Genomic DNA, 20331 nt, shown 5'->3' on the forward strand with positions numbered 1-20331 from the left:
TATGCACGACATCACGATGGAGCTCTCGTCGGAACAATCACCTCATGTGCCCAAGCCGCATCAATGGCCAGCATTGAAGGAAGCGGTTCACCACAGCCAGCAGCTGTTCCGACAAGTATTAAGCAGTATGGCCGAACCTGGCACCTTTGCTGAGGTGGACCTGGCACCGCTACCGCAAAACGTTGCGATGTCGCCCGCTGCCTGGGCAGTGCTACTGGTACTGTGTGACCTGGATACACGGGTATGGATTGCTGACGAGCTAAACCGTGATGGTTTAGCTGAGGCGGTCGCTTTCCATACCGGGGCACGCATTGTGAGTCGCGCGGAAGAGGCTGATTTTGCGCTTGTGGTGCCATCGACCTGTCAGGCAATGCCGCGCTTTTCTGAAGGCAGCGATATCTACCCTGACCGGAGTACCACGCTCATCGTGGTGCTGGAGTCCTTGGCGGAAGGGCGTAGTGATGCCAGCCGCCGCGGCAAGACATGTTGGCAATTAAGCGGACCCGGCATTTTAAACCAGCGAGTGCTTGAACTCGATGACACGGCCGAGGCGCTAATGCACCGCCTAGCGCTCAACCGCGCAAGCTTTCCACTGGGTCTCGACACGATTCTTACCTCGGGATCTTCCCTAACGGCCATTCCCCGTAGCACTCGTATCCAGAAGCCGTTGGAGGGTGCATCACCCACTCCCCTTACTCATCCAGCCAAGGAGCGCGTCTGATGTACGTTGCCGTTAAAGGAGGCGAGCAGGCCATTGCGAACGCCCACCGCTGGATGGCGGACCGCCGTCGAGGCGACCGACACCAGCCTGAACTGCAGACCGAACAGATTCGTGACCAGTTGGGGCTTGCGGTGGATCGCGTCATGGCAGAGGCCTCACTGATGGACGTTGAGCTTGCCGCGTTGGCGTTGAAGCAAGCCAGCGGTGACCTAACCGAAGCAGTGTTTCTGCTGCGTGCCTATCGAACCACGTTACCCCGGCTGGCCGACAGCGTGCCGCTCAAAACAGAGGCCATGCATGTCGAGCGGCGTATCAGTGCCGCCTTCAAGGATGTGCCTGGCGGGCAGGTGCTGGGGCCAACCTATGACTACACCCATCGACTGCTGGATTTCATGCTGCTGGCCGAAGGGGAGATTCCTGATCCGGAAAGAGCCCAGGCAGGGCTTGAGGCTTGCCCCCAGATCCTGGATTCGCTCGATGCCGAAGGATTGATTGAAAAAGAGCTGGACGATGGCGCCGAACCCTACGACATCACCAGGGATCCCCCCGATTTCCCCGTTGACCGAGCCACGCGTTTACAAATGCTAGCGCGAGGCGATGAGGGTTACTTGCTGGCGCTGGGCTACTCGACTCAGCGTGGCTATGGCCGCAACCACCCCTTTGCTGGCGAGATTCGTCAGGGCACCGTTGAGGTGGAAATCGAAGTGGAAGGCTTCGATGCTCCTCTCTGTATCGGTGAGGTCATGATCAGCGAATGCCAGATGATCAACCAGTTCGGCGGCAGCCGCGAAAAGTCGCCACAGTTTACCCGCGGCTACGGTTTGGCCTTTGGTCGCAATGAGCGCAAAACCATGGCGATGGCGTTGATCGACCGCTCCTTGCGCGCTGAAGAGCTTGGCGAACCGGTACAAGGGCCCGCCCAGCAAGCCGAGTTCGTGCTTGCCCATGCCGATAACGTCGAGGCCTCGGGCTTTGTTTCTCACTTGAAGTTACCGCACTACGTCGATTTTCAGTCGGAGCTAGAGCTGTTGCGCCGCCTACGCCGGGAGCACGACCTCCGCGAACCCTCAGAGCAGGAGCGCCCCGTATGACTCTCAGCGTTGATGACCAAGGTGGTCTAGCTTACAGCGGCTATAACTTTGCCTACTTGGACGAACAGACCAAACGTATGATTCGCCGCGCACTGCTAAAGGCTGTGGCGATTCCCGGCTATCAGGTGCCTTTCGGTGGTCGCGAAATGCCGATGCCCTATGGTTGGGGCACCGGCGGGATGCAGCTTACCGCCAGTATCCTCGGCGCTGACGATGTACTTAAAGTGATCGATCAAGGCGCCGATGACACGACTAACGCCGTCAGCATTCGCACATTTTTCGAGCGTGTGGCGGGGGTTGAAACCACCACCAGCACAGCGGCGGCTAGCGTTATCCAGACGCGCCATAGAATCCCGGAGCGTCCCCTTTCTCGACACCAGATCCTGGTGTTCCAGGTGCCCATTCCTGAGCCATTGAGATTTATCGAACCGAGCGAAGAGGAAACTCGGGTGATGCACGCTCTCGAAGAGTACGGCGTGATGCACGTGAAGCTCTACGAAGATATTGCTCGCCATGGCCATATCGCCACTACCTATGCCTATCCGGTGAAGGTGGATGAACGCTATGTGATGGATCCCTCGCCCATTCCCAAGTTCGATAACCCTAAACTCGATATGAATGAGGCGCTTATGCTGTTTGGCGCTGGGCGTGAGAAGCGCCTTTACGCGATTCCTCCCTATACCCAGGTCAAGAGTCTCGATTTCGAGGATCACCCGTTCGAGATCCAGTCGTGGGATGAGGCATGCGCGTTGTGTGGAGCTTCGGACAGCTACCTAGATGAGGTCATTACCGATGACCAAGGCGGGCGGATGTTTGTCTGCTCAGACACGGATTACTGCCAGCAATGTCGCGGGGAGGTGGCATGAAACGCCCACAGCTAATACGCCCGGCACTGCTTGAAGCACGCAATATCACTCGTCTATACGGCCCCAAACAGGGGTGCGAAGAGATTGATTTCACACTGCACCAGGGTGAAGTGCTCGGTATTGTCGGTGAGTCCGGCTCGGGCAAGTCGACCTTGCTGAGAGTGCTTTCAGGGCTTGAAAAACCGGACAACGGCCAAGTGATTTATCACCGTTCTGAGCCATCTTTTTCTGAGCTTACTGGCACAGAGCCTGCTCACACAGGGCTAGGCGGGGCCGAAGGCGCACTTGACCTCTACGCCATTAGCGAGGCACGCCGCCGCTCGCTACTGCGTATGGAGTGGGGGCTAGTGCATCAAAATCCCCGCGATGGTCTGCGTCTTGGTGTCTCCGCCGGTGCCAATGTCAGCGAACGCCTCATGGCGTTGGGGCAGCGTCACTATGGCAATTTACGCGCCGCAAGCCAGGACTGGATGGGCCGCGTGGAACTGGACCCACGACGTATCGATGATGCGCCACGTACCTTCTCTGGTGGGATGCAGCAGCGCTTGCAGATCGCCCGCACTTTGGTGACCGAGCCTCGCTTGGTATTCATGGATGAGCCCACCGGCGGGCTCGACGTGTCGGTGCAAGCGCGTCTTCTCGACATGCTCCGCACCTTGACCCGACAGCTTGGGTTATCGGTGATCCTGGTGACACATGACTTAGCCGTTGCTCGCCTGCTGGCCCACCGATTGATGGTCATGCGGCAAGGTCGGGTCGTAGAGGCCGGTCTGACCGACCAGATTCTCGATGACCCGCAGCACGACTATACCCAACTACTCGTCTCATCGGTGTTAACACCATGAGCCGCACAGATGTTCAGGATCTCATCTTCAGGAGCCTGCTATGACGGCGATAAGGCAACCTTTTCTGAGCGCGTCGGCGCTCGACAAGTCCTTCGTGCTACACGCACAGAGTGGTCAGCAGTTAGATGTGATGCGCGGTCTCGAGCTGCGTTTGATGCCCGGTGAATGTCTTGTGCTGGCCGGGCGCAGTGGTATCGGTAAAAGCACGCTGCTCAAAATGGTGAATGGCAACTATCGTGTTTCCGCGGGTCGGTTGACGCTGCACTTTGATGACGGAGAGCTGGAACTCTCCGACCTGCCCGCCCAGGCCTGGCACGTGCTTCGGCGCGACGTGATCGGCTACGTCAGTCAGTTTCTACGTGTGGTGCCCAGGGTCTCTGCGCGGCAGGTGGTGATGGAACCACTGCTATCGCAAGGCGTTGCACTGGACGGAGCGTGTCGCCGAGCCGAGGCACTGCTGGCAAGGCTCAACCTTCCTAAGCGGCTATGGGATCTAGCACCGGGGACGTTCTCCGGCGGTGAACAGCAGCGTGTGAATATCGCTCGGGGCTTTATCGCCGAGCACCCGTTGCTGTTATTGGATGAGCCTACCGCCTCGCTGGATAGCGCCAACCGCGATGTGGTGGTTGAACTCATTCAGGAGGCCAAAGCGCGCGGTACGGCGATGCTGGGAATTTTCCATGATGAGGATGTGCGTGAACGTGTCGCTGACCGCCAACTGCCACTGGAAGAGCATATGTTGAGAGCGGGGGACGCCTCAACCGCTGTGAACAATGATGACCAGGAGTCACCACGATGAGAGCTAATGAACAGGTTCTGACCAACGCCCGCTTAGTGCTAGATGACGATATCGTTCATGGCAGCTTGGTGATTCAGGCAGGGCGCATCAAGGCCATCGAGCAGGGTACCACCACGCTGCCCAGCGCCATCGACTGCGAAGGCGACTTGCTGATCCCTGGTCTGATAGAACTGCATACCGATAACATGGAGAAGTATTTTCAGCCGCGACCCAAGGTATCGTGGCCATCGCGCTCGGCTGCCTTGGCCCACGATGCCCAGATGGCAGCAAGTGGTATTACTACGGTGTTTGATGCTGTCTCCATCGGCGATGTGGATGACCAAAGCATGCGCCAAGAGGCGCTATATCAAATGGTGGAAGCGCTAGCTAACATCAACCGCAGCGGCATGGCGCGGGTAGACCACCGTTTGCATCTACGTTGTGAAGTTTGCCACCCGGATACGCTGGCACGCTTTCAGTCCCTTGCGGATACACCTGGGCTTGGGTTGGTATCGTTGATGGACCACTCGCCAGGGCAGCGCCAGTTCGCCAGCCTTGACGCATACCGGGTGTACTACAAGGGCAAACACGGTTTCGATGACGCTAGCCTTGACGCGTTCATCGAGCGCCAGCAGGGCTTTAGTGCTCAATACTCAAGTGCCTACCGTAAAGCGATTGCTCAGGCCTGCCATGAGCGTGGTCTGGCGCTCGCCAGTCATGACGACGCCACGATAGAGCACGTGGCCGAAAGCCTTGAGTACGGCACGCAAGTGGCGGAATTCCCCACCACTTTGGAGGCCGCTCATGCTTCTCATCACCACGGCATGGCCGTGATGATGGGCGCGCCTAATGTGGTACGCGGAGGTTCTCATTCGGGCAACATTGCTGCCAGCGAACTGGTGCGGCTCGGTGTGCTCGACATTCTTTCCTCGGACTACTACCCCGCTGCGCTACTCGATGCGGTCTTCCTGATCACCAAGATGGAGGATGGCTATGACTTACCTCGCGCCGTCGCCTCTGCCTCACGAAAACCTGCCGAAGCGGTGGGCTTGAGTGACCGTGGGCGCATTGCCGAAGGGTTGCGTGCCGACCTGATTCGTGTGCGTGAAGTCGATAGCCATCCTCTGGTTCAGAGAGTGTGGTGTGCCGGTAAGCAGGTGCACTAATGGGCCGCTTGATCTACCTGATGGGGGCTAGTGGCGTCGGTAAAGATTGCCTGCTGCAAGCTGCCCGCCGTGCGCATCCAGAATGGCTGGTAGCTCACCGCTATCTCACCCGGGAAAGTAGTGCCACCGAGGATTGCGTCGCGCTCAGCGATGCTGAGTTCTCGGTGCGTAGTGAGTTGGGGATGCTTTGCCTTGCATGGCAGGCCCATGGGCTCAAGTACGGCGTTGGCGTAGAGGTCGAAGCGTGGCTCGGCAGAGGCACTACGGTGCTGCTCAACGGTAGCCGCCGGGCGTTGCCGATGGCGCTTGAACGCTTCGGTGATGCACTGGTGCCCGTCGTGATCACTGCACCCCCGGAAGTGTTGCGCCGTCGGCTGATGGGACGTGGGAGAGAGTCGATCGATGAGATTGAGCATCGACTCAAGCGCCATCAGGAAATGGAGCGTGAATTGATGGACGCCTTTCCTGGCGTCGCCCGAGTCAATAATGGGGGGCGACTTGCGGACAGCCTTACGGAACTGACAGCGGTGATCAAGGGATGTTCTGCTCAGGCCTGATGGCCTGGGACTTCATAGCGGGAGAGCTATTGATGGAGTTTCGTTTTGGCGGTACCGGCGATAGCGCCCAGGTGCCACGCTTTGGATGTGACTGTGAGGCCTGCAGTCGGGCTAGAGTGTTTACTAGCTTGCAGCGTGGCCCTTGCTCGGCCGAGGTACGGGTCGATGGCAAGCTCTACTTACTCGACGCTGGGCGCATGGACTTGGCGCACAGTTGCGAGATCGAACGGCCGTCGGCTTTTCTGATTACGCATTATCATGCCGACCATGTTCAGGGGCTTTTCCATTTGCGATGGGGAAGCGGAGAATCGATCCCCGTGTATGGCCCTAAGGATGCCCATGGCTGCGCCGATTTGTACAAAAATTCTGGGGTGCTGGATTTCCAGCCCGGTCTCAAACCTTTTAAAGCCATTAAATTCGAGAGCTTAACGGTGACACCCGTACCGCTTAAGCATTCGAAACCAACATTGGGCTACTGTCTTGACGACGGAGGAACAAGGCTTGCGTATCTCACTGACACCTGCGGTCTGCCAGCTGAAACGGAACGCTTTTTACGCAGTTGGAAGCCTGACGTGGTGGTATTAGATGCCTGTTACCCCGCCACCTATCAGGCACCGCCCAATCACAACACTATTACCCAGGCACTGGAGATTATCACCCGACTCGCTCCCCCACGGGCGTATCTCACTCACATTGGCCATGACCTAGACGCCGAGTGTTTGGCAAGCCCGTCGCGTTTGCCCCCAAATGTGCATATCGCCCGAGATGGAGAGAGTCTTAAAGAGTGGTTGGTGTCGCCATAAAAGAGAGCGGTAGCTTGCTGTAGGGTCACGTGCAAATACTGATTTTGAATACCATTATTTCTGATGCTGGCCGACCATATAGAATATCTTTAAGGAAATGCTGAACAGTTCATTTCTGGGCAACTGAAGCGGTCAATGGGCCCGTGTATTGTCTCCGCGATCACTATTTAGCCACTACCGGTGGCTTTATTACCGAACAGCTGTGTTTTCGGCTGTCAGGCCGAATTTCAAGACCCACTAACCCCATGAGCGTGTTTCTGGCATCGTCCAGCTAGTACGAGGTTCTGTCTGAAAAGTCATAATTGCTATGCTGTCCCTGTGTGTTGAGCAGGAGACTGTCATGGCAGGCCGTTACGAACTTACCGATCAGCGCTAGCTAATGATCAAGGACATCGTTTCTCCACCGCAGTCGATGGGACGTCCACGCCGTAATGATCGCCGTATTTTATGTATTCTCTGCTCCGGGGCACAGTGGCGCGATTTGCCGAAGCGTTAAGGCCCCTGGAAGACCGTCTATTAGTGCTTCCGTCATTGGCGTGATGACGGTACCTTCGACCGGATCTTCAACGCTGAGCAGGTCGAAGGGATGCCAGAACACCACTACCAGACCGCGGGGACGGTGCTCATCCGGTGCAGCGCATCGCACGCGCCGATCATCGACAACCTCCAGCGCCGCATCCGCGAGATCACCCAAATCCAAAGCCTGATTGACCCCGAAATTCTTCAAAAGGTACGGCGCACCCTTGAGTCTATCGAGTCCCCGGTCAGCAATGAGGCCGTCAATCGGGCCGTCGATAAAATTCGCTCTTTGCGCAACCAGCTCGCCCATCGCACTTCGTCCCAAGAAACGCCGCGTGCCCCAAGACCAGCCTATCGGCTGGAGGATGATCAAGATGGCTGGTGTCTCTATCCTTGATGTCCTGCTCTATGGGGAGCCTATCGGCACGCTTACTAATGTCGGCGGAGACCGGACGATTTTCGCCTTCAACGAAGCCTATATCGACAACCCTGACAGGCCGACCCTGGGACTGGCCTTTAAGGACGAATTCGGCGCGCTGCTTACGAATTTCCGAGCCTATCAGAAGCGCTTGATGCCGTTTTTCTTGAATCTTCTACCTGAAGGCCATCTGCGTAAATACCTTTCAGAGAATGCGGGCGTCAATCCCGAGCGCGAGTTTCATCTACTTTGGCCGCTTGGTCACGACCTGCCCTGAGCGGTCACGATCAAACCCGCCGATGGCGAGGCAAGGCCGCCGGTTGGTGGTGAGAGTACCGGGGCCGGTGAGGCCGAAGTAGATCGCCGCGAGAACGCCTTGCGGTTCTCACTTGCAGGGGTGCAGCTCAAATTCTCGGCGGTTCTCGCGCCGACGGGGGGCCTGACTATTACCACATCTGGCGTTGGCGGCTCATGGATCGTGAAACTCCCATCGCGCGAGTTCGAAGGCGTTTCCGAAAACGAATTTTCGATGATGACGCTCGCGCGCCCCACTGGAATAGATGTCCCGTCGATTGGTCTTGTCGATGTCGGCAGCATCAAAAAAAGGCCCCTGCCGGAGCCAATGAAAAGGAACAAATTAGAGGGAATTAGGCCTTCCATGGGGGGTGACATCCTTGTCTAGAGGCTCCATGCCATAACATGGATTAACTTAGTCGAAATTTTGCGCCGCATCAAATTAGACATCTATGGTTTAGCGCGTGCTGTCGTTTCTTCATCTGTAAATTCGTTTGGTCTACTACGCACCTTACCCAGCCCTGTTGTCATCATCCTGAATCCGTGAAGCCGGCGCCGACACTTTCCCTATCACCGCCAGCGAGCACTTTTTGATCATTCGCCCCGTGCAAGTTGGCTTTCGCAAGCCCGTTATTGCCAAAACCCACCGTGCTGATCGGTGCTGACGGCCCGTTTTGTCATGCCTTTCCACCCGCCAGGCACGACATATCTGGCGATCGCGTGTCGCCTGGAACTGCTTGTGGATAGAGTGTCGCCGATTGACGGTCAGCATGGCGTTCCTCATGGATAACGCAGTCGGCTCCGCAGCGTCTTGAGCACCGTCATGCGCCCGATATCCTGCCCGAAGTCGAGGATGATCTGCCGTGCCTTGTGAATCACGAGAGCCGCACGGTGCACCAACTCTTGTAGCACGGTGCGCAGCCGGCGCCGCTTGGCCGGGTGGCGAACCGGGCTCAGCTCGCCGGTCATGCCCAGCTGTCCCATCAGGCGCAGGATGTTGTAGGCCAACTGGGCGAGATGCAGGATCAGATCGTTGGTGGCGAACTTGCCGGACGGCAAGCGCTCCAGGTCGAGATCGGTCTTGATCTCGCTGTGAAACTGCTCATGGGTGGCATGCGCCTGGTAGCGCTTGATCACCGCCTCCGGCGCCTCGTCCAGGCTGGTCCACCAGCCTTCCAACTCATAGTCCGGTTCGAGCAGCAACTGGCCATCGCGATCGGCGGTGCGCTCTACCAGGCGCATCACGCGTTGGACGACGTATTCGGTCTTGTTGTCGTCGTGGATCGAGACGGTCTGCGTCCACAGCGCCTGGCGCTTGCCAGGACGCAGCTCTTCCCAGTAGTCCGCCGCCACCGCCAGCCAGGTATCTCGATCAGCCGTGGCCGAGCCGCGCGGGTTCCATTTGACGACATAGTCGAGCCGGCGCCCCTCGTCGGCAAAGACCTGGCGTTGCTGTTCGAGAAGCGCCAGGTGCGCCTGGCTGTCGAAGCCGCTGTCCTCGCGTAACAGGATCGGTTGCCTGGTCAAGCATTGGGCGCGAGGCAGTACCCGCTCCAGGAAGGCGTTGCTCTCCTTCATGGTGTGCTGCTTGCCAGGCCGCAGTTCCAGACCCAGGCACCACCCTTCGTTGCCCAGATAGGCGGCGATCGGGGTGTAGCCATCGACCTTCTGGTAGGTCCGCGAGACGCCTTCCTTCTTCGAGTTGCTGTTGTCCATGACGAAGGTGTCGATGTCCAGGCAGACGTGCGTCGTCTCGGCGGTGATCGGTGCTTCGATCAGTGACAGCAGGGTCGTGGACCAGGTGGCGGTGCGCGCCTGCAGGTCGTTGGCGGCAAGTTTCTCCAGCCGCTGTCGCAGCGTCGCCGCGCTCGGCACCTTCTGCAGGGTCAGCAGTTGTTGGAAGGGCTTGTCGCGGCGGAAGTTCTCGACAGCGTCATAGTCGCTCATGCCCAGACACAGCAGGCCCAGGTAGCTCTTGATCACGTCACTGGTGCGCATGCCCAGCGTGGTGGGGAAGCGGCTGTCGATGCTGTCGACGCCAGCGATCTCGAAGCATTGCCCGATGATGGACAGCCCGGCGTGGCTGGTGAGGGTGCGGCGACTGGCGCGGAACTTTATGTTGGGCATGGCACTGTCTGGGTGAATGGCGATAATGGCTATATTGCCATGCAGGTCAGTGGGTTAGAAGTGCTTCCGGGGGCCGGTCTCACGGATTCAGGATCATATTTTAGTGCTCAATCGTAAATGTGGCGCCATCCCCATCGGATAATGCCGGAGCAAGCCTGCCTCATTTTGAAACGTCAGCTAATTCAGCACTTTTTCAACTGTTATGATGGCTAGACTTCTTCATAAGAGATAGGCGATACGCGATTGCGTTGAACCTTCGCCTGCTAGGTACCGTTTATGACATCGATATCGAGTAACACCATCGCCCCAAGTCGTCGAGTGCAGCGCTCGCTCCTGCGCATGATCACGTTCCCCTTTGCGACATTACGTGGACGCTTGGTTGTGGGGGCCGTGGTGCTGTGGAGTTTGCTTTGCCTGATCGTACTCACGTTTGGCTGGCAGGCGGGCAAGCTCCTGGTAAATGAAACCAACCACCAGCACCTGCGTTACGAGGCAGAGCTCATTAGCCACTCCATCACGCGCCAGGTGAATGAGCGCTTCAGCGAACTGGAACGGTTGGCCGAGAGGATGTCGCTTCCCAGGCAGGGAACCTTGATTGATCAGCACGCGTACACGATGGAGCCTCTCTTTGAAGCGCTGCTGGTGTTTAATCTAAGCAGCGATGTCGTTGATGAATGGCCTGCCGATAGAGGGGGGAGCGGTAACAACTTTGCGGATCGTGAATATGCTCGATTTATGCATGCATTCAAAACGCCTTATGTCAGCGCTCCTTTGGTTGGACGGATTACTAATACTCCGTTGGTACTGATGCTGGTCCCCCTTCATGATGACACGGGTCGTTACACAGGCTTTTTAGGTGGCTTGGTCGATCTAAAGGAAAGTCGTCTGTTCAACGGCTTTGATCAGCTCCGCTTGGGTGACGATGGCTATGTCACGATAACGACGGCAACGGGTCAGCGTATTTACGCCCCTAATCAACAAGAAGCCATAGTCACCCTACCTGACACCATTTCACCTGACTTAGAGCAGGCGTTAGATGGTTGGGAAGGCGAGAGTGTGGGGCGGTCTTTGGCTGGCGAATCCCAACTGGTCGCCTATCGACAAATATGGCCAGCGAACTGGATCGTGGGCGTGCATTTGCCGCAAGCCCAAGCTGAAGCCCCGCTTGTTGCGGGCATGAAGCAAATTACTACCTACGTTTGGGGCGTGCTCGTACTGATTTTACCCTTGGTGTGGGGAGTGATTTGGTTAGCATTACGCCCCCTGGCGCATCTCGCCCGTCAGATTCAAGAGCTACAAGACGGGCACCGCTCTGTGCTGACTATCCCCACCACGATGAAAGAGCTGCGCCGTGTTATTGATGTGATTAACCGGACCGAAGCGGCACGCCAAGCAAGCTTGCACGATTTGGCGGAACGGGAAGCCTTGCTCAGGGGAACGTTATCTGCGTCGCCTCAAGGCACGTTCGTGACGAACCCCCGCGGTCAACTGACCTTTATCAATGACGCGCTGCACGAGATTTTGGGTGAGCAAACGCCCCACAGCTTACAAGATTGGAGCGACCGTATTCATCATGACGACCGCCCAGAGGTAAGAACCGCTTGGTTACGTAGCCTCGTTAAACAAACAGATTTTGCGCGCCAGTTTCGTTTCTTGGGCGCCGGTCATGAGGTGTACTGGTTAGATGTGCAAACAGCGGCTGTCCGTGTGGATGATCAATTTATCGGGACAGTAGGTACGGTACGCGATATCACTCAGCACCACCACGACTATGCACAAAAGCGTTGGGAAGCAGAGCACGATCCTCTCACTCGTCTACTGAATCGTCGCGGTTTGACGAGGCATCTCGAAGAATTGCTGATGCAGTGGCAGTCACATGACAAACCGACCGCCGTCATGCTGTTTGATTTAGATCGTTTTAAGCCTGTGAACGATCAAGGCGGTCATGCGCTAGGCGATCAAATGCTTCAATACATCGCGAATATCGTACAGAGTGAGATTCGCAGCAGTGACTATGCCGCTCGCCAAGGGGGAGATGAATTTGCCGTGTTACTGCCGGGCTGTACGCCTGCACGTGCCCTCACTATCGCCGAATCTCTACGTGCCAGTATTGCCGCTAGCTTTATCGAAGCGGAGGATCGTCAATGGCAAGTCACCGCCAGTATCGGGGTGAGCCATTTCCGCCCAGAGGATACGTCGATCGACGATGTACTTAATCGCGCTGACGCGGCGAGTTATCGCGCAAAGCAATGCGGACGTAACAGAGTCGAGGGAGATGTCGATATCTAGCAGTATCACTGGTGCTGTGTCGAAGCTGAGAGGGCAGATAGACTAACAAATAATAACGCTGTATCTCTCAGGATCGGCGGAGCCGCAGGTCGCTCATTGAAGCGCCTTGCGGCCCCCACCCACGTTATGAGGTCACGCCACGTTGACGACCACTCTTCCCCTGATCTTACCTGCAAGCAAGTCTTCCGCGACGCTAATGGATTGCGTTAGGTCGATGGGTCGAGTAATTGCTTCCAATTGAAGAGGGCTCAGTAGCTCTCCTAAGCGACGCCAAGCCTCGACACGGTGGGCCAGCGGCCTCATGACGCTATCGATACCCGCGAGCGTGATACCGCGTAAAATAAAGGGGGCAACGCTGGTGGGTAAGTCCATCCCCTGTGCAAGCCCACAGCATGCCACGGTGCCACCATACTTGGTGGAGGCCAACACATTGGCGAGGGTATGGCTGCCCACAGAGTCAATGGCTCCTGCCCACCGCTCTTTGGTCAATGGGCGTCCGGGTTCGGAGAGCTCACGACGGTCTATCACATTCTCAGCCCCCAGCTCGACAAGGTAGGGCGCTTCCTCGTGACGCCCCGTAGAGGCAACGACGCGATAGCCTAAGCGAGCCAGCAGCGTAATCGCGTAGCTGCCCACGCCGCCGCTCGCACCGGTAACCAAAATTTCTCCTTGGTCAGGCCTAACACCGCGCTCTTCTAGTGCCATGACCGCTAGCATGGCGGTATAGCCCGCCGTGCCAATAGCCATCGACTGATAAGGCGTAAACGCTGACGGCTGTGGAATAAGCCAGCGGCTGTCTAAGCGCGCCTTCTCGGCCAATCCTCCCCAATGCTTTTCGCCTACGCCCCAGCCGTTCAGCAGCACCGTATCCCCTGGTTTGAAGTCAGGCGAGGCGGAATGCTCGACGACCCCTGATAGATCAATGCCGGGCACCATAGGAAATTGCTTCACCACAGGCCCTTTGCCGGTAATGGCCAAGGCGTCTTTGTAGTTAAGCGTGCTGCACTGCACGCTGACGGTCACATCGCCTTCAGGTAACGATGCTTCGTCTAGCGAGGTAATGGTTGCCTGCTGCTTACCCTCTGCCTTATCGATCAGCACTGCTTTGAACATGTTGCACCTCTTTTGTAGACGGTCGTCTATTAAATGATAAAAAAATTACGGAGATATTCCGTCTAAGAACGTATCAAGAAAGGTATCCATTGGGCGTATTTGCGCGTCAAGTCGCGCACGCATGACAGCCCCTTCCCAGCCAATCCAAAAGGCCTCAGCGAGTCGATCGCAATCTGCTGAAGAAATGATGTCGCCCAGTCGTTGGGCTTCACGTAAACACACCGCAATTCGTTGTTGCCAGTCGGTCAGTATCGCTTGCAGGCATGCACGATAGCCTTCGGGAAGACCATTCACTTCCTGCCCTAAGTTGCCGACCAAACAGCCGCGCTGAAAATTGTGACGTTGCATGCCTTCCTTAGCATCTGCTACGAAAGCTTTGATACGAAACAACGGCGGTAGCGTGTCGTTGAGCAAATGACGATCCAATTTTTTGGCAAAGTAGGCGCCGTAATGCTCTAAAACGGCGTAACCAAATGCCTCTTTACTGGAGAAGTAGTAATAGAAAGACCCCTTGGGAACGCCGACGCGCTTGAGGATGCCATCGATGCCCGCATTGGCAAACCCTTGCTCCGTCAGCACTTCGGTCCCGCTTCTAATCAACGCAGCACGCGTATCCACGTGATGATGTGGATGCTTAGGAGGGCGACCACGCCGCTTGATGGAGGATGATTGGTTCATGCAAAGAAATATAGACTGTCCGTCTATAAAATAAAACTCTAGATGGAAATTTTGTGTTTCTGCACATCTCGCTAGTGCAAAGGACCTTGTCGTTGGCTACATTCTGCTCCTGGTTCGAAATAGGCCTGTGCCTGTTCACTGGATTATTTACTGCGCTATCGGGTACAACCGGAGAGTTAGAGATATTGAGCGCGGCCTACGGCTTCAAGAAGGTTGTGCCATCGGGATGCCTTCAATGAGAGGAATCTGTTGGATCCCTGATCTATTCCAAGCTGCTACCTCAATCGTTTTACAGTCAGAAGGCTGTTCACTCTAGGTATGCCTATCGCCTAGTGATTCGAGTGGCAGGCTGACTTATCATGAAACAGCTCAGCAAATATGTCGTAGCCGTAGTTCGTGATCCTTGGAACCTATATGGAACCTAGAACCAACGCATACAAAAACGGCCACTTGCTCTAAGAGCTAAGTGGCCGTTTTCGTTGAATTCTTGGTCGGAATAGCAGGATTCGAACCTACGACCTCTGCCTCCCGAAGGCAGCGCTCTACCAAGCTGAGCTATATTCCGAGGGTTGCCAAGGCGTGCTTAACAACGGGACGCATCATACGTAGTTCAGGGGCTTTTTTCAAGCCCCTTTTGCGCTTGTCGGGCGCCGGTCAGGCCTGACGCTCCACGGCGAGGCGGGCCAGCTGGGCCATGCTGTCGCGGAAGGGGCTTTCGGGCAGCGCGTTCAGCTCGGCCAGGGCCTTGTCGGCCATCTCGATGGCGCGGTCGCGGGTGTAGGTGAGAGCGCCGGTGGCGTGAATGATCTCCAGCACTTCGTCCAGTTGCTCCAGGCCGCCTTTGCGAATCACCTGGCGGATCAGCTTGGCCTGTTCGGGGGTGCCGTGCTCCATAGCGTGGATCAGCGGCAGGGTCGGTTTGCCCTCGGCCAGATCGTCGCCTACGTTCTTGCCCATGGCGTCGGCGTCGCCCTGGTAGTCCAGCAGGTCGTCGATGAGCTGGAAGGCCAGGCCGAGATAGCGGCCGTAGTACTGCAGCGCGCGCTCCTGCTCCGGGGTGGCATCGGCCAGCACCGCGCCGCTGTGGGAAGCGGCTTCGAACAGCATGGCGGTTTTGCCCTGAATGGTCTCGAAGTAGTCGGCTTCCGAGATGCTCGGGTTGCCGATGTTGGTCAACTGGAGGACTTCGCCTTCTGCGATGACACAGGTCGCGCCGGAGAGGATCGCCATGATGTGCATGGAGCCGACATCGACCATCATCTGGAACGAACGGGAGTAGAGGAAATCGCCTACCAGCACCGAGGGTGCATTGCCCCAGGCGTCGTTGGCGGTTTTTTTGCCCCGGCGCATGTGCGACTCATCCACCACGTCGTCGTGCAACAGAGTGGAGGTATGCATAAACTCGATCAGCGTGGCGAGGGTAATATGCTTGTCGCCCTCGTAGCCCAACGAGCGCGCTGCCAGCAGTACCAGCAGCGGGCGCAGGCGTTTGCCGCCGCTTTCGATGATGTACTGGCCGATGGTTTCCACCAGCGGCACGCGAGAATTCAACTGCGTCACAATGGTGCGGTTGACGGCCTCAAAATCGTCGGCCACCACGGCGTGCAGCGGTGAAGGCGAAGGGCTGGCAGGCGGGGTTGAGGAGACGTTGGCTGTCATGGGTTCCGTTCATCGCGGCAGGTAAGAGAGTGGGGGTCATGCTATGGGGCTGCCTGTAAGGCGTCAAGGCATAGCGACGCCGGGCGGGCGGCGGGGTGATTGACAAGCCCCGGTGGCCTTGTGGTAAAGCGCGATAGTCGTTATAATCCGCGACCCACTCATCATGCTCCCTGTCAGATGGCTGCCAAAAGAGGCGCCACTCGCAGCAGGTCGATAAGAGCGGAAGGCGATGAGCGTTGGTTACGCGGGGCGTAACTGGCATTAACGACAAGTCCGGAGAGCGACATGTACGCAGTTATCAAAAGCGGTGGCAAACAGTACCGCGTTCAAGAAGGTCAGACCCTCAAGCTCGAAAAAATCGAAGTCGCGACCGGCGAAACGATTGAATTCGATGAAGTGCTGTTGGTTGCAGACGGCGACGACGTGAACATTGGCGCACCTTTCATCAGCGGTGCCAAAGTTTCCGCCGAAATCGTTTCCCACGGCCGTGGCGACAAAGTCACCATCATCAAGTTCCGCCGCCGGAAGCACCACATGAAGCGTCAGGGCCACCGCCAGTGGTTCACTGAAGTCAAAATTACCGGAATTTCTGCGTAAGCAGTCACTTCCCTTTAGGAGGATTTTGCAATGGCACATAAAAAGGCAGCCGGCTCCACGCGTAACGGTCGCGATTCCGAATCTAAGCGCCTGGGTGTGAAACTGTACGGTGGCCAAGCGGCAACCGCCGGTAACATCATCGTGCGTCAGCGCGGCACGCGCTTCCACGCTGGCACTGGCGTTGGCCTGGGCCGTGACCACACGCTGTTCGCTCTGAACGACGGTGTCGTCAAGTTCGAGACCAAAGGTCCGAAAAACCGTAAATTCGTCAGCATCGTTTCTGCCTAAGCAACTCAGGTTGCGCAGTGCGAAGATGACGAAAGAAAAGCCCCGCCATGGCGGGGCTTTTTTGTCTTTTCAAGCCCTTTTGCCCGTACCGGGAACAGGGTGATGCAGTCAGGGCGGCGGAAGCGGCCGGGAGAATCCAATGCAGTTCGTCGATGAAGCCTCGATCATTGTTGAGGCAGGTAAAGGCGGCAATGGCTGTCTGAGCTTTCGCCGCGAGAAATATGTGCCCAAGGGTGGCCCCGATGGTGGTGATGGCGGCCACGGTGGCAGCGTTTACCTGATTGGTGATGACTCGCTCAACACCTTGATTGATTTCAAGTTTCAGCGCTTCTACAAAGCTGAAAATGGGCAGGGCGGCATGGGCCGCCAGATGAGCGGCAAGGCCGGTGAAGACCTGCACGTCAAGGTGCCGGTGGGCACCACCGTGATCGACGAGGACACCCTCGAAGTGATCGCCGATGTGACCGAGATCGGGCAGGTCGTGCTGGTGGCGGCCGGTGGTCGTCGTGGCCTGGGTAACATTCACTTCAAATCCTCTACCAACCGCGCACCGCGCCGCACCACGCCGGGCACCGAAGGCGACCGTCGTAACCTGCGCCTGGAAATGAAAGTGATGGCGGATGTGGGCTTGCTGGGCATGCCCAACGCCGGTAAGTCGACGCTGATTCGTTCGGTCTCTGCGGCCAAGCCCAAAGTGGCCAACTACCCGTTCACCACGCTGGTGCCGAACCTGGGCGTGGTGAAGCTGGGCATGCACGAGCACTTCGTGATGGCCGACGTTCCGGGACTGATCGAAGGCGCCTCCGACGGCGCAGGCCTGGGGCTGCGTTTTCTGAAGCACCTGACCCGTACGCGGCTGCTGTTCCACGTGGTCGATGTGGCGCCGTTTGACGAGTCTGATCCGGTCGACGCTGCCAAGGCCATCGTGCACGAACTGGGCCAGTTCTCACCGGCGCTCTCCGAGCGGCCGCGCTGGCTGGTGCTGAACAAGTTCGACCTGCTGCCGGAAGAGGAGCGCGAAGCGCGGGCCCAGGCGATCATCGATGCGTTGAACTGGGAAGGCCCGGTGTTCCGTATTTCGGCGATCAGCAGCGAAGGCACCGACAAGCTGGTGCAGGCGGCGTACCGCTGGCTCACCGAGCAGCAGCGTCTGGAAAACGAAGACGAAGAGGCCCATGCCCGCGAGCAGGAGATGCGTCGCCGCATGGAAGAGGAGTCGGTGGCCCGTACCGAAGCGCGACTTGGCCGTCGCCGCAAGCGCGATGACGAAGAAGACGATGACGATTTCGACGACGATGATTACGATGTCGAAGTAGAGTACGCCCCGTAAACGGCAGGCGTGCCGACCAGGATGAATCGCGTGAGCGCATATGGCGTGGGAGAGTCGCGACGTGGAACACAACGAGCAGTTGCCGGGCCGTGAGGCGCTGAGTAGCGCCCGCCGGATAGTGGTCAAGATTGGCAGCGCGCTGCTCACCAACGATGGCCGTGGGCTGGACGAAGCGGCCATTGGTGGTTGGGTGGATCAAATTGCTGCCCTGCACCAGCAGGGTATCGAAGTGGTGCTGGTCTCTTCGGGAGCCGTGGCGGCAGGCATGGTCCGCCTGGGGTGGCAGGCACGCCCCAGCGCCGTGCATGAACTGCAGGCGGCGGCGGCCGTGGGGCAGAACGGGCTCACCCAGTGCTACGAGCAGCACTTTGCTCGCCACGGCATGCTCACCGCGCAAATTCTGCTCACCCACGACGACCTCTCCAACCGCAAGCGCTATTTGAACGCGCTGTCGGCGCTGCGTACCTTGGTCGAGATGCGCGTGGTGCCGGTGATCAACGAAAACGATACCGTCGTCACCGACGAGATCCGCTTTGGCGATAACGATACCCTGGGCGCGCTGGTGGCGAACCTGCTGGAAGCCGATGCGCTGTTGCTGCTCACCGATCAGGAGGGCCTGTTCGATGCCGACCCGCGCCATCATCCTGACGCGCAACTGATAGCCGAAGGCCGTGCCGATGACCCACGGCTGGCCGCCGTGGCAGGCAGCGGCGGTGCGCTGGGCCGAGGGGGCATGAGCACCAAGGTGCGTGCCGCGCAGCTGGCGGCGCGTTCCGGCGCGGTAACGGTGATTGCCAGCGGCCGTCAGCCCGAGGTGATCACCCGTATCGTGCAGGGCGAACCGCTGGGCACGCTGCTGCGCCCGGACCAGGCGCCCATGGCGGCCCGCAAGCGCTGGCTGGCAGGGCAGCTACAGGTACGCGGTACGCTGGTGCTGGATGCCGGTGCGGTCAACGTGCTGCGCGGCAAAGGGTCCAGCCTGCTGGCCGTGGGCGTGCGGGACGTACAGGGCAGCTTCAGACGCGGCGACATGGTGTTGTGCGTGGACGAACAGGGCGCACGGGTCGCCAAGGGGCTGGTCAACTACGGTGCCGATGAGGCACGCCAGTTGGCGGGCCAGCCAAGCCACCAGATCGAAGCCATCCTTGGTTACGTGGAAGCCCACGAGCTGATTCATCGCGATAATCTGGTGGTGGTGTAAGGCGGCAGCGGTATTTGCTGTGGCCAGCCGTCCGGCACGATCATCACCCGCAACGGAGGGTGAGCCGGGTGGCTGAGCATCACCTGCTGAGGCCCGTAGCGGTCGATCAGCGCCATCACGCTGGCCGTTTGTAGCGCCAGTGCATCGAAGGCTTCCGGCAGCGGCGGCGCCAGCCAGTGGGGCTTTTCCAGCCAGGCCATGCTGGGTGCGTCGGCGTAGCTCTCTGCCAGTGCTGGCCAATCCTTCCTGTAGCACCACAGCCCGCGCCGGTGGTCAGGCGTTGCCCCGTCCGGCGGTGGCAGGGTTGCGTGCCATGGGTAGAACAAGACGCCGGGCATGGCCACTCGGGGCTGCAAGGCGGGCAGGATTTCGCCGCTGTCGCGGGGGGCGAGCCAGTGGCGCAGCAAGTGTCGCGCAGGTGGCGTACACGACAGCGGCAGCTGATGCTGGCGCAGGTGCTGGCACTTCAGCGCCAGACTATCCAACCCTCCGGGGCCGACCCAACGGCTCTGGCTCGTCTGCCCTCCAGGCCCTTCGGGCAACCCCAGATAAAACTTGATGGCCACCTCCAGGTGCATGGGCGCCGGGTTCTGCCGAGTACGGTAGAGAATATCCAGCTCGCCCAGCGTCAGGCGGCGCTGGGTAATGCGTACGTTGTGGCCCAGCAGGCGAGTGTTGGGCGCGCTGTCCAGCAGCAGATGCCACAGCCGTTCATGGTAATGCCCCATGCGCTGAGGCGGTAAACGCCTTGTCCTTCCAGCCGCTTGTGGAGACTCATCCTGCCGAAAATGGTCCGCATGGCGGGCCAGCCAGGCGTGACGCTGTGCGGCGCTGGCCAGGCCCAGCTCGGCGGGGGTGGGGCGGCCAGCCAGATGCTCGGCCAGCGTCACCAGGTCCGGGGTTGCCAGCAGCCACAGCATGTCGCGCAGCAGCCGCTGCGGCGAGTGGGGCCAGACGCCTTCCAGGCAGCCGTCGCTCATGCCATCAACGT

At 58.4% G+C, this 20331-nt stretch carries 21 protein-coding genes, 1 tRNA gene and 1 pseudogene; 17 read left to right on the top strand and 6 right to left on the bottom strand.

The features are described from left to right. Position 1: 1 nt before the first annotated feature. The 12 genes and pseudogenes from phnH to RVM26_RS17500 all read left to right on the top strand — a co-directional run bounded on the left by phnH (position 2) and on the right by RVM26_RS17500 (position 8446). Positions 2-721 (top strand): phosphonate C-P lyase system protein PhnH, encoded by a 720-nt coding sequence (gene phnH / locus RVM26_RS17445; protein ID WP_498939893.1) that lies wholly within the window; start codon positions 2-4, stop codon positions 719-721. Next, the gene (locus RVM26_RS17450; protein ID WP_498939895.1) at positions 721-1812 is read left to right on the top strand and encodes a carbon-phosphorus lyase complex subunit; all 1092 of its coding nucleotides are present in this window, start codon (positions 721-723) and stop codon (positions 1810-1812) included. The genes phnH and RVM26_RS17450 overlap by 1 nt, the downstream gene beginning before the upstream one ends. Further along, positions 1809-2678 (top strand): alpha-D-ribose 1-methylphosphonate 5-phosphate C-P-lyase PhnJ, encoded by an 870-nt coding sequence (locus tag RVM26_RS17455; RefSeq protein WP_498939897.1) that lies wholly within the window; start codon positions 1809-1811, stop codon positions 2676-2678. Before RVM26_RS17450 ends, RVM26_RS17455 begins: the two co-directional genes overlap by 4 nt. Next, positions 2675-3523 (top strand): phosphonate C-P lyase system protein PhnK, encoded by an 849-nt coding sequence (locus tag RVM26_RS17460; protein ID WP_498939899.1) that lies wholly within the window; start codon positions 2675-2677, stop codon positions 3521-3523. Before RVM26_RS17455 ends, RVM26_RS17460 begins: the two co-directional genes overlap by 4 nt. Before the next feature lie 40 nt (positions 3524-3563). After that, positions 3564-4322 (top strand): phosphonate C-P lyase system protein PhnL, encoded by a 759-nt coding sequence (phnL, locus tag RVM26_RS17465; protein WP_498939901.1) that lies wholly within the window; start codon positions 3564-3566, stop codon positions 4320-4322. Further along, on the top strand, positions 4319-5467 hold the full coding sequence (locus tag RVM26_RS17470; RefSeq protein ID WP_498939903.1) for an alpha-D-ribose 1-methylphosphonate 5-triphosphate diphosphatase: 1149 nt from the start codon (positions 4319-4321) through the stop codon (positions 5465-5467). The genes phnL and RVM26_RS17470 overlap by 4 nt, the downstream gene beginning before the upstream one ends. Further along, entirely contained in the window at positions 5467-6024 is a 558-nt protein-coding gene (gene phnN, locus RVM26_RS17475; RefSeq protein WP_498939904.1) for a ribose 1,5-bisphosphate phosphokinase PhnN, read from the top strand. Before RVM26_RS17470 ends, phnN begins: the two co-directional genes overlap by 1 nt. 32 nt (positions 6025-6056) lie before the next feature. Continuing rightward, entirely contained in the window at positions 6057-6827 is a 771-nt protein-coding gene (gene phnP, locus RVM26_RS17480) for an MBL fold metallo-hydrolase (RefSeq protein ID WP_498939906.1), read from the top strand. Between the two features lie 379 nt (positions 6828-7206). Next, positions 7207-7344, top strand: a pseudogene (locus RVM26_RS17485) (transposase); the annotation flags it as partial. 69 nt (positions 7345-7413) lie between these two features. After that, positions 7414-7743: a hypothetical protein gene (locus RVM26_RS17490; RefSeq protein ID WP_498939908.1), complete on the top strand. Its 330-nt coding sequence runs from the start codon at positions 7414-7416 to the stop codon at positions 7741-7743. After that, on the top strand, positions 7721-8041 hold the full coding sequence (locus tag RVM26_RS17495; protein WP_498939910.1) for a HipA N-terminal domain-containing protein: 321 nt from the start codon (positions 7721-7723) through the stop codon (positions 8039-8041). Before RVM26_RS17490 ends, RVM26_RS17495 begins: the two co-directional genes overlap by 23 nt. Before the next feature lie 99 nt (positions 8042-8140). Further along, on the top strand, positions 8141-8446 hold the full coding sequence (locus RVM26_RS17500) for a HipA domain-containing protein (RefSeq protein WP_498939911.1): 306 nt from the start codon (positions 8141-8143) through the stop codon (positions 8444-8446). A 392-nt stretch (positions 8447-8838) separates the two neighbouring features. On the opposite strand, the gene RVM26_RS17505 is transcribed toward RVM26_RS17500, so the two are convergent. Then, positions 8839-10185, bottom strand: coding sequence for an IS1380 family transposase (locus RVM26_RS17505; RefSeq protein WP_498939457.1), 1347 nt, complete (start codon positions 10183-10185; stop codon positions 8839-8841). A gap of 276 nt (positions 10186-10461) precedes the next feature. Here RVM26_RS17505 and RVM26_RS17510 point away from each other — a divergent pair, with 276 nt between their 5' ends. Next, positions 10462-12474, top strand: a complete 2013-nt coding sequence (locus RVM26_RS17510; RefSeq protein WP_193461373.1) for a sensor domain-containing diguanylate cyclase — start codon at positions 10462-10464, stop codon at positions 12472-12474. Between the two features lie 132 nt (positions 12475-12606). Here the strand turns inward: RVM26_RS17510 and acuI are convergent, their stop codons facing one another. The 4 genes from acuI to ispB all read right to left on the bottom strand — a co-directional run bounded on the left by acuI (position 12607) and on the right by ispB (position 15924). Continuing rightward, the gene (acuI, locus tag RVM26_RS17515) at positions 12607-13587 is read right to left on the bottom strand and encodes an acrylyl-CoA reductase (NADPH) (protein WP_193461372.1); all 981 of its coding nucleotides are present in this window, start codon (positions 13585-13587) and stop codon (positions 12607-12609) included. A 45-nt stretch (positions 13588-13632) separates the two neighbouring features. Next, entirely contained in the window at positions 13633-14265 is a 633-nt protein-coding gene (gene acuR / locus RVM26_RS17520) for an acrylate utilization transcriptional regulator AcuR (RefSeq protein ID WP_193461371.1), read from the bottom strand. Positions 14266-14753: 488 nt separating this feature from the next. Next, positions 14754-14830 (bottom strand) — tRNA-Pro (locus RVM26_RS17525). Between the two features lie 89 nt (positions 14831-14919). Further along, positions 14920-15924 (bottom strand): isoprenoid biosynthesis enzyme family protein, encoded by a 1005-nt coding sequence (gene ispB, locus RVM26_RS17530; RefSeq protein WP_498939914.1) that lies wholly within the window; start codon positions 15922-15924, stop codon positions 14920-14922. A 285-nt stretch (positions 15925-16209) separates the two neighbouring features. Here ispB and rplU point away from each other — a divergent pair, with 285 nt between their 5' ends. From rplU to proB, 4 genes are all read left to right on the top strand, one after another. After that, a complete protein-coding gene (gene rplU, locus RVM26_RS17535; protein WP_016915863.1) occupies positions 16210-16521 on the top strand; it encodes a 50S ribosomal protein L21 in 312 nt (103 codons plus the stop codon). A gap of 30 nt (positions 16522-16551) precedes the next feature. Next, positions 16552-16809, top strand: a complete 258-nt coding sequence (gene rpmA, locus RVM26_RS17540; protein WP_016915864.1) for a 50S ribosomal protein L27 — start codon at positions 16552-16554, stop codon at positions 16807-16809. Between the two features lie 139 nt (positions 16810-16948). Further along, the gene (gene cgtA, locus RVM26_RS17545) at positions 16949-18139 is read left to right on the top strand and encodes an Obg family GTPase CgtA (RefSeq protein ID WP_287805221.1); all 1191 of its coding nucleotides are present in this window, start codon (positions 16949-16951) and stop codon (positions 18137-18139) included. Between the two features lie 40 nt (positions 18140-18179). Further along, complete coding sequence (gene proB, locus RVM26_RS17550; protein WP_016915866.1) at positions 18180-19340, top strand: glutamate 5-kinase; 1161 nt, start codon at positions 18180-18182, stop codon at positions 19338-19340. On the opposite strand, the gene RVM26_RS17555 is transcribed toward proB, so the two are convergent. Further along, complete coding sequence (locus RVM26_RS17555) at positions 19313-20320, bottom strand: DUF1853 family protein (protein ID WP_498939917.1); 1008 nt, start codon at positions 20318-20320, stop codon at positions 19313-19315. The two genes, proB and RVM26_RS17555, sit on opposite strands and share 28 nt — an antisense overlap. Between the last annotated feature and the right edge of the window lie 11 nt (positions 20321-20331).

It is taken from the genome of Halomonas sp. KM072, from assembly GCF_050710315.1.
GTDB lineage: Bacteria > Pseudomonadota > Gammaproteobacteria > Pseudomonadales > Halomonadaceae > Vreelandella > Vreelandella hamiltonii.

Excerpts from the sequence above, each read along its gene's own strand:
- phnH (WP_498939893.1), top strand. The coding sequence starts at position 2 with ATGCACGACATCACGATGGAGCTCTCGTCGGAACAATCACCTCATGTG.
- RVM26_RS17450 (WP_498939895.1), top strand. The coding sequence starts at position 721 with ATGTACGTTGCCGTTAAAGGAGGCGAGCAGGCCATTGCGAACGCCCAC.
- RVM26_RS17455 (WP_498939897.1), top strand. The coding sequence starts at position 1,809 with ATGACTCTCAGCGTTGATGACCAAGGTGGTCTAGCTTACAGCGGCTAT.
- RVM26_RS17460 (WP_498939899.1), top strand. The coding sequence starts at position 2,675 with ATGAAACGCCCACAGCTAATACGCCCGGCACTGCTTGAAGCACGCAAT.
- phnL (WP_498939901.1), top strand. The coding sequence starts at position 3,564 with ATGACGGCGATAAGGCAACCTTTTCTGAGCGCGTCGGCGCTCGACAAG.
- RVM26_RS17470 (WP_498939903.1), top strand. The coding sequence starts at position 4,319 with ATGAGAGCTAATGAACAGGTTCTGACCAACGCCCGCTTAGTGCTAGAT.
- phnN (WP_498939904.1), top strand. The coding sequence starts at position 5,467 with ATGGGCCGCTTGATCTACCTGATGGGGGCTAGTGGCGTCGGTAAAGAT.
- phnP (WP_498939906.1), top strand. The coding sequence starts at position 6,057 with ATGGAGTTTCGTTTTGGCGGTACCGGCGATAGCGCCCAGGTGCCACGC.
- RVM26_RS17490 (WP_498939908.1), top strand. The coding sequence starts at position 7,414 with ATGCCAGAACACCACTACCAGACCGCGGGGACGGTGCTCATCCGGTGC.
- RVM26_RS17495 (WP_498939910.1), top strand. The coding sequence starts at position 7,721 with ATGGCTGGTGTCTCTATCCTTGATGTCCTGCTCTATGGGGAGCCTATC.
- RVM26_RS17505 (WP_498939457.1), bottom strand. The coding sequence starts at position 10,185 with ATGCCCAACATAAAGTTCCGCGCCAGTCGCCGCACCCTCACCAGCCAC.
- RVM26_RS17510 (WP_193461373.1), top strand. The coding sequence starts at position 10,462 with ATGACATCGATATCGAGTAACACCATCGCCCCAAGTCGTCGAGTGCAG.
- acuI (WP_193461372.1), bottom strand. The coding sequence starts at position 13,587 with ATGTTCAAAGCAGTGCTGATCGATAAGGCAGAGGGTAAGCAGCAGGCA.
- acuR (WP_193461371.1), bottom strand. The coding sequence starts at position 14,265 with ATGAACCAATCATCCTCCATCAAGCGGCGTGGTCGCCCTCCTAAGCAT.
- ispB (WP_498939914.1), bottom strand. The coding sequence starts at position 15,924 with ATGACAGCCAACGTCTCCTCAACCCCGCCTGCCAGCCCTTCGCCTTCA.
- rplU (WP_016915863.1), top strand. The coding sequence starts at position 16,210 with ATGTACGCAGTTATCAAAAGCGGTGGCAAACAGTACCGCGTTCAAGAA.
- rpmA (WP_016915864.1), top strand. The coding sequence starts at position 16,552 with ATGGCACATAAAAAGGCAGCCGGCTCCACGCGTAACGGTCGCGATTCC.
- cgtA (WP_287805221.1), top strand. The coding sequence starts at position 16,949 with ATGCAGTTCGTCGATGAAGCCTCGATCATTGTTGAGGCAGGTAAAGGC.
- proB (WP_016915866.1), top strand. The coding sequence starts at position 18,180 with ATGGCGTGGGAGAGTCGCGACGTGGAACACAACGAGCAGTTGCCGGGC.
- RVM26_RS17555 (WP_498939917.1), bottom strand. The coding sequence starts at position 20,320 with ATGAGCGACGGCTGCCTGGAAGGCGTCTGGCCCCACTCGCCGCAGCGG.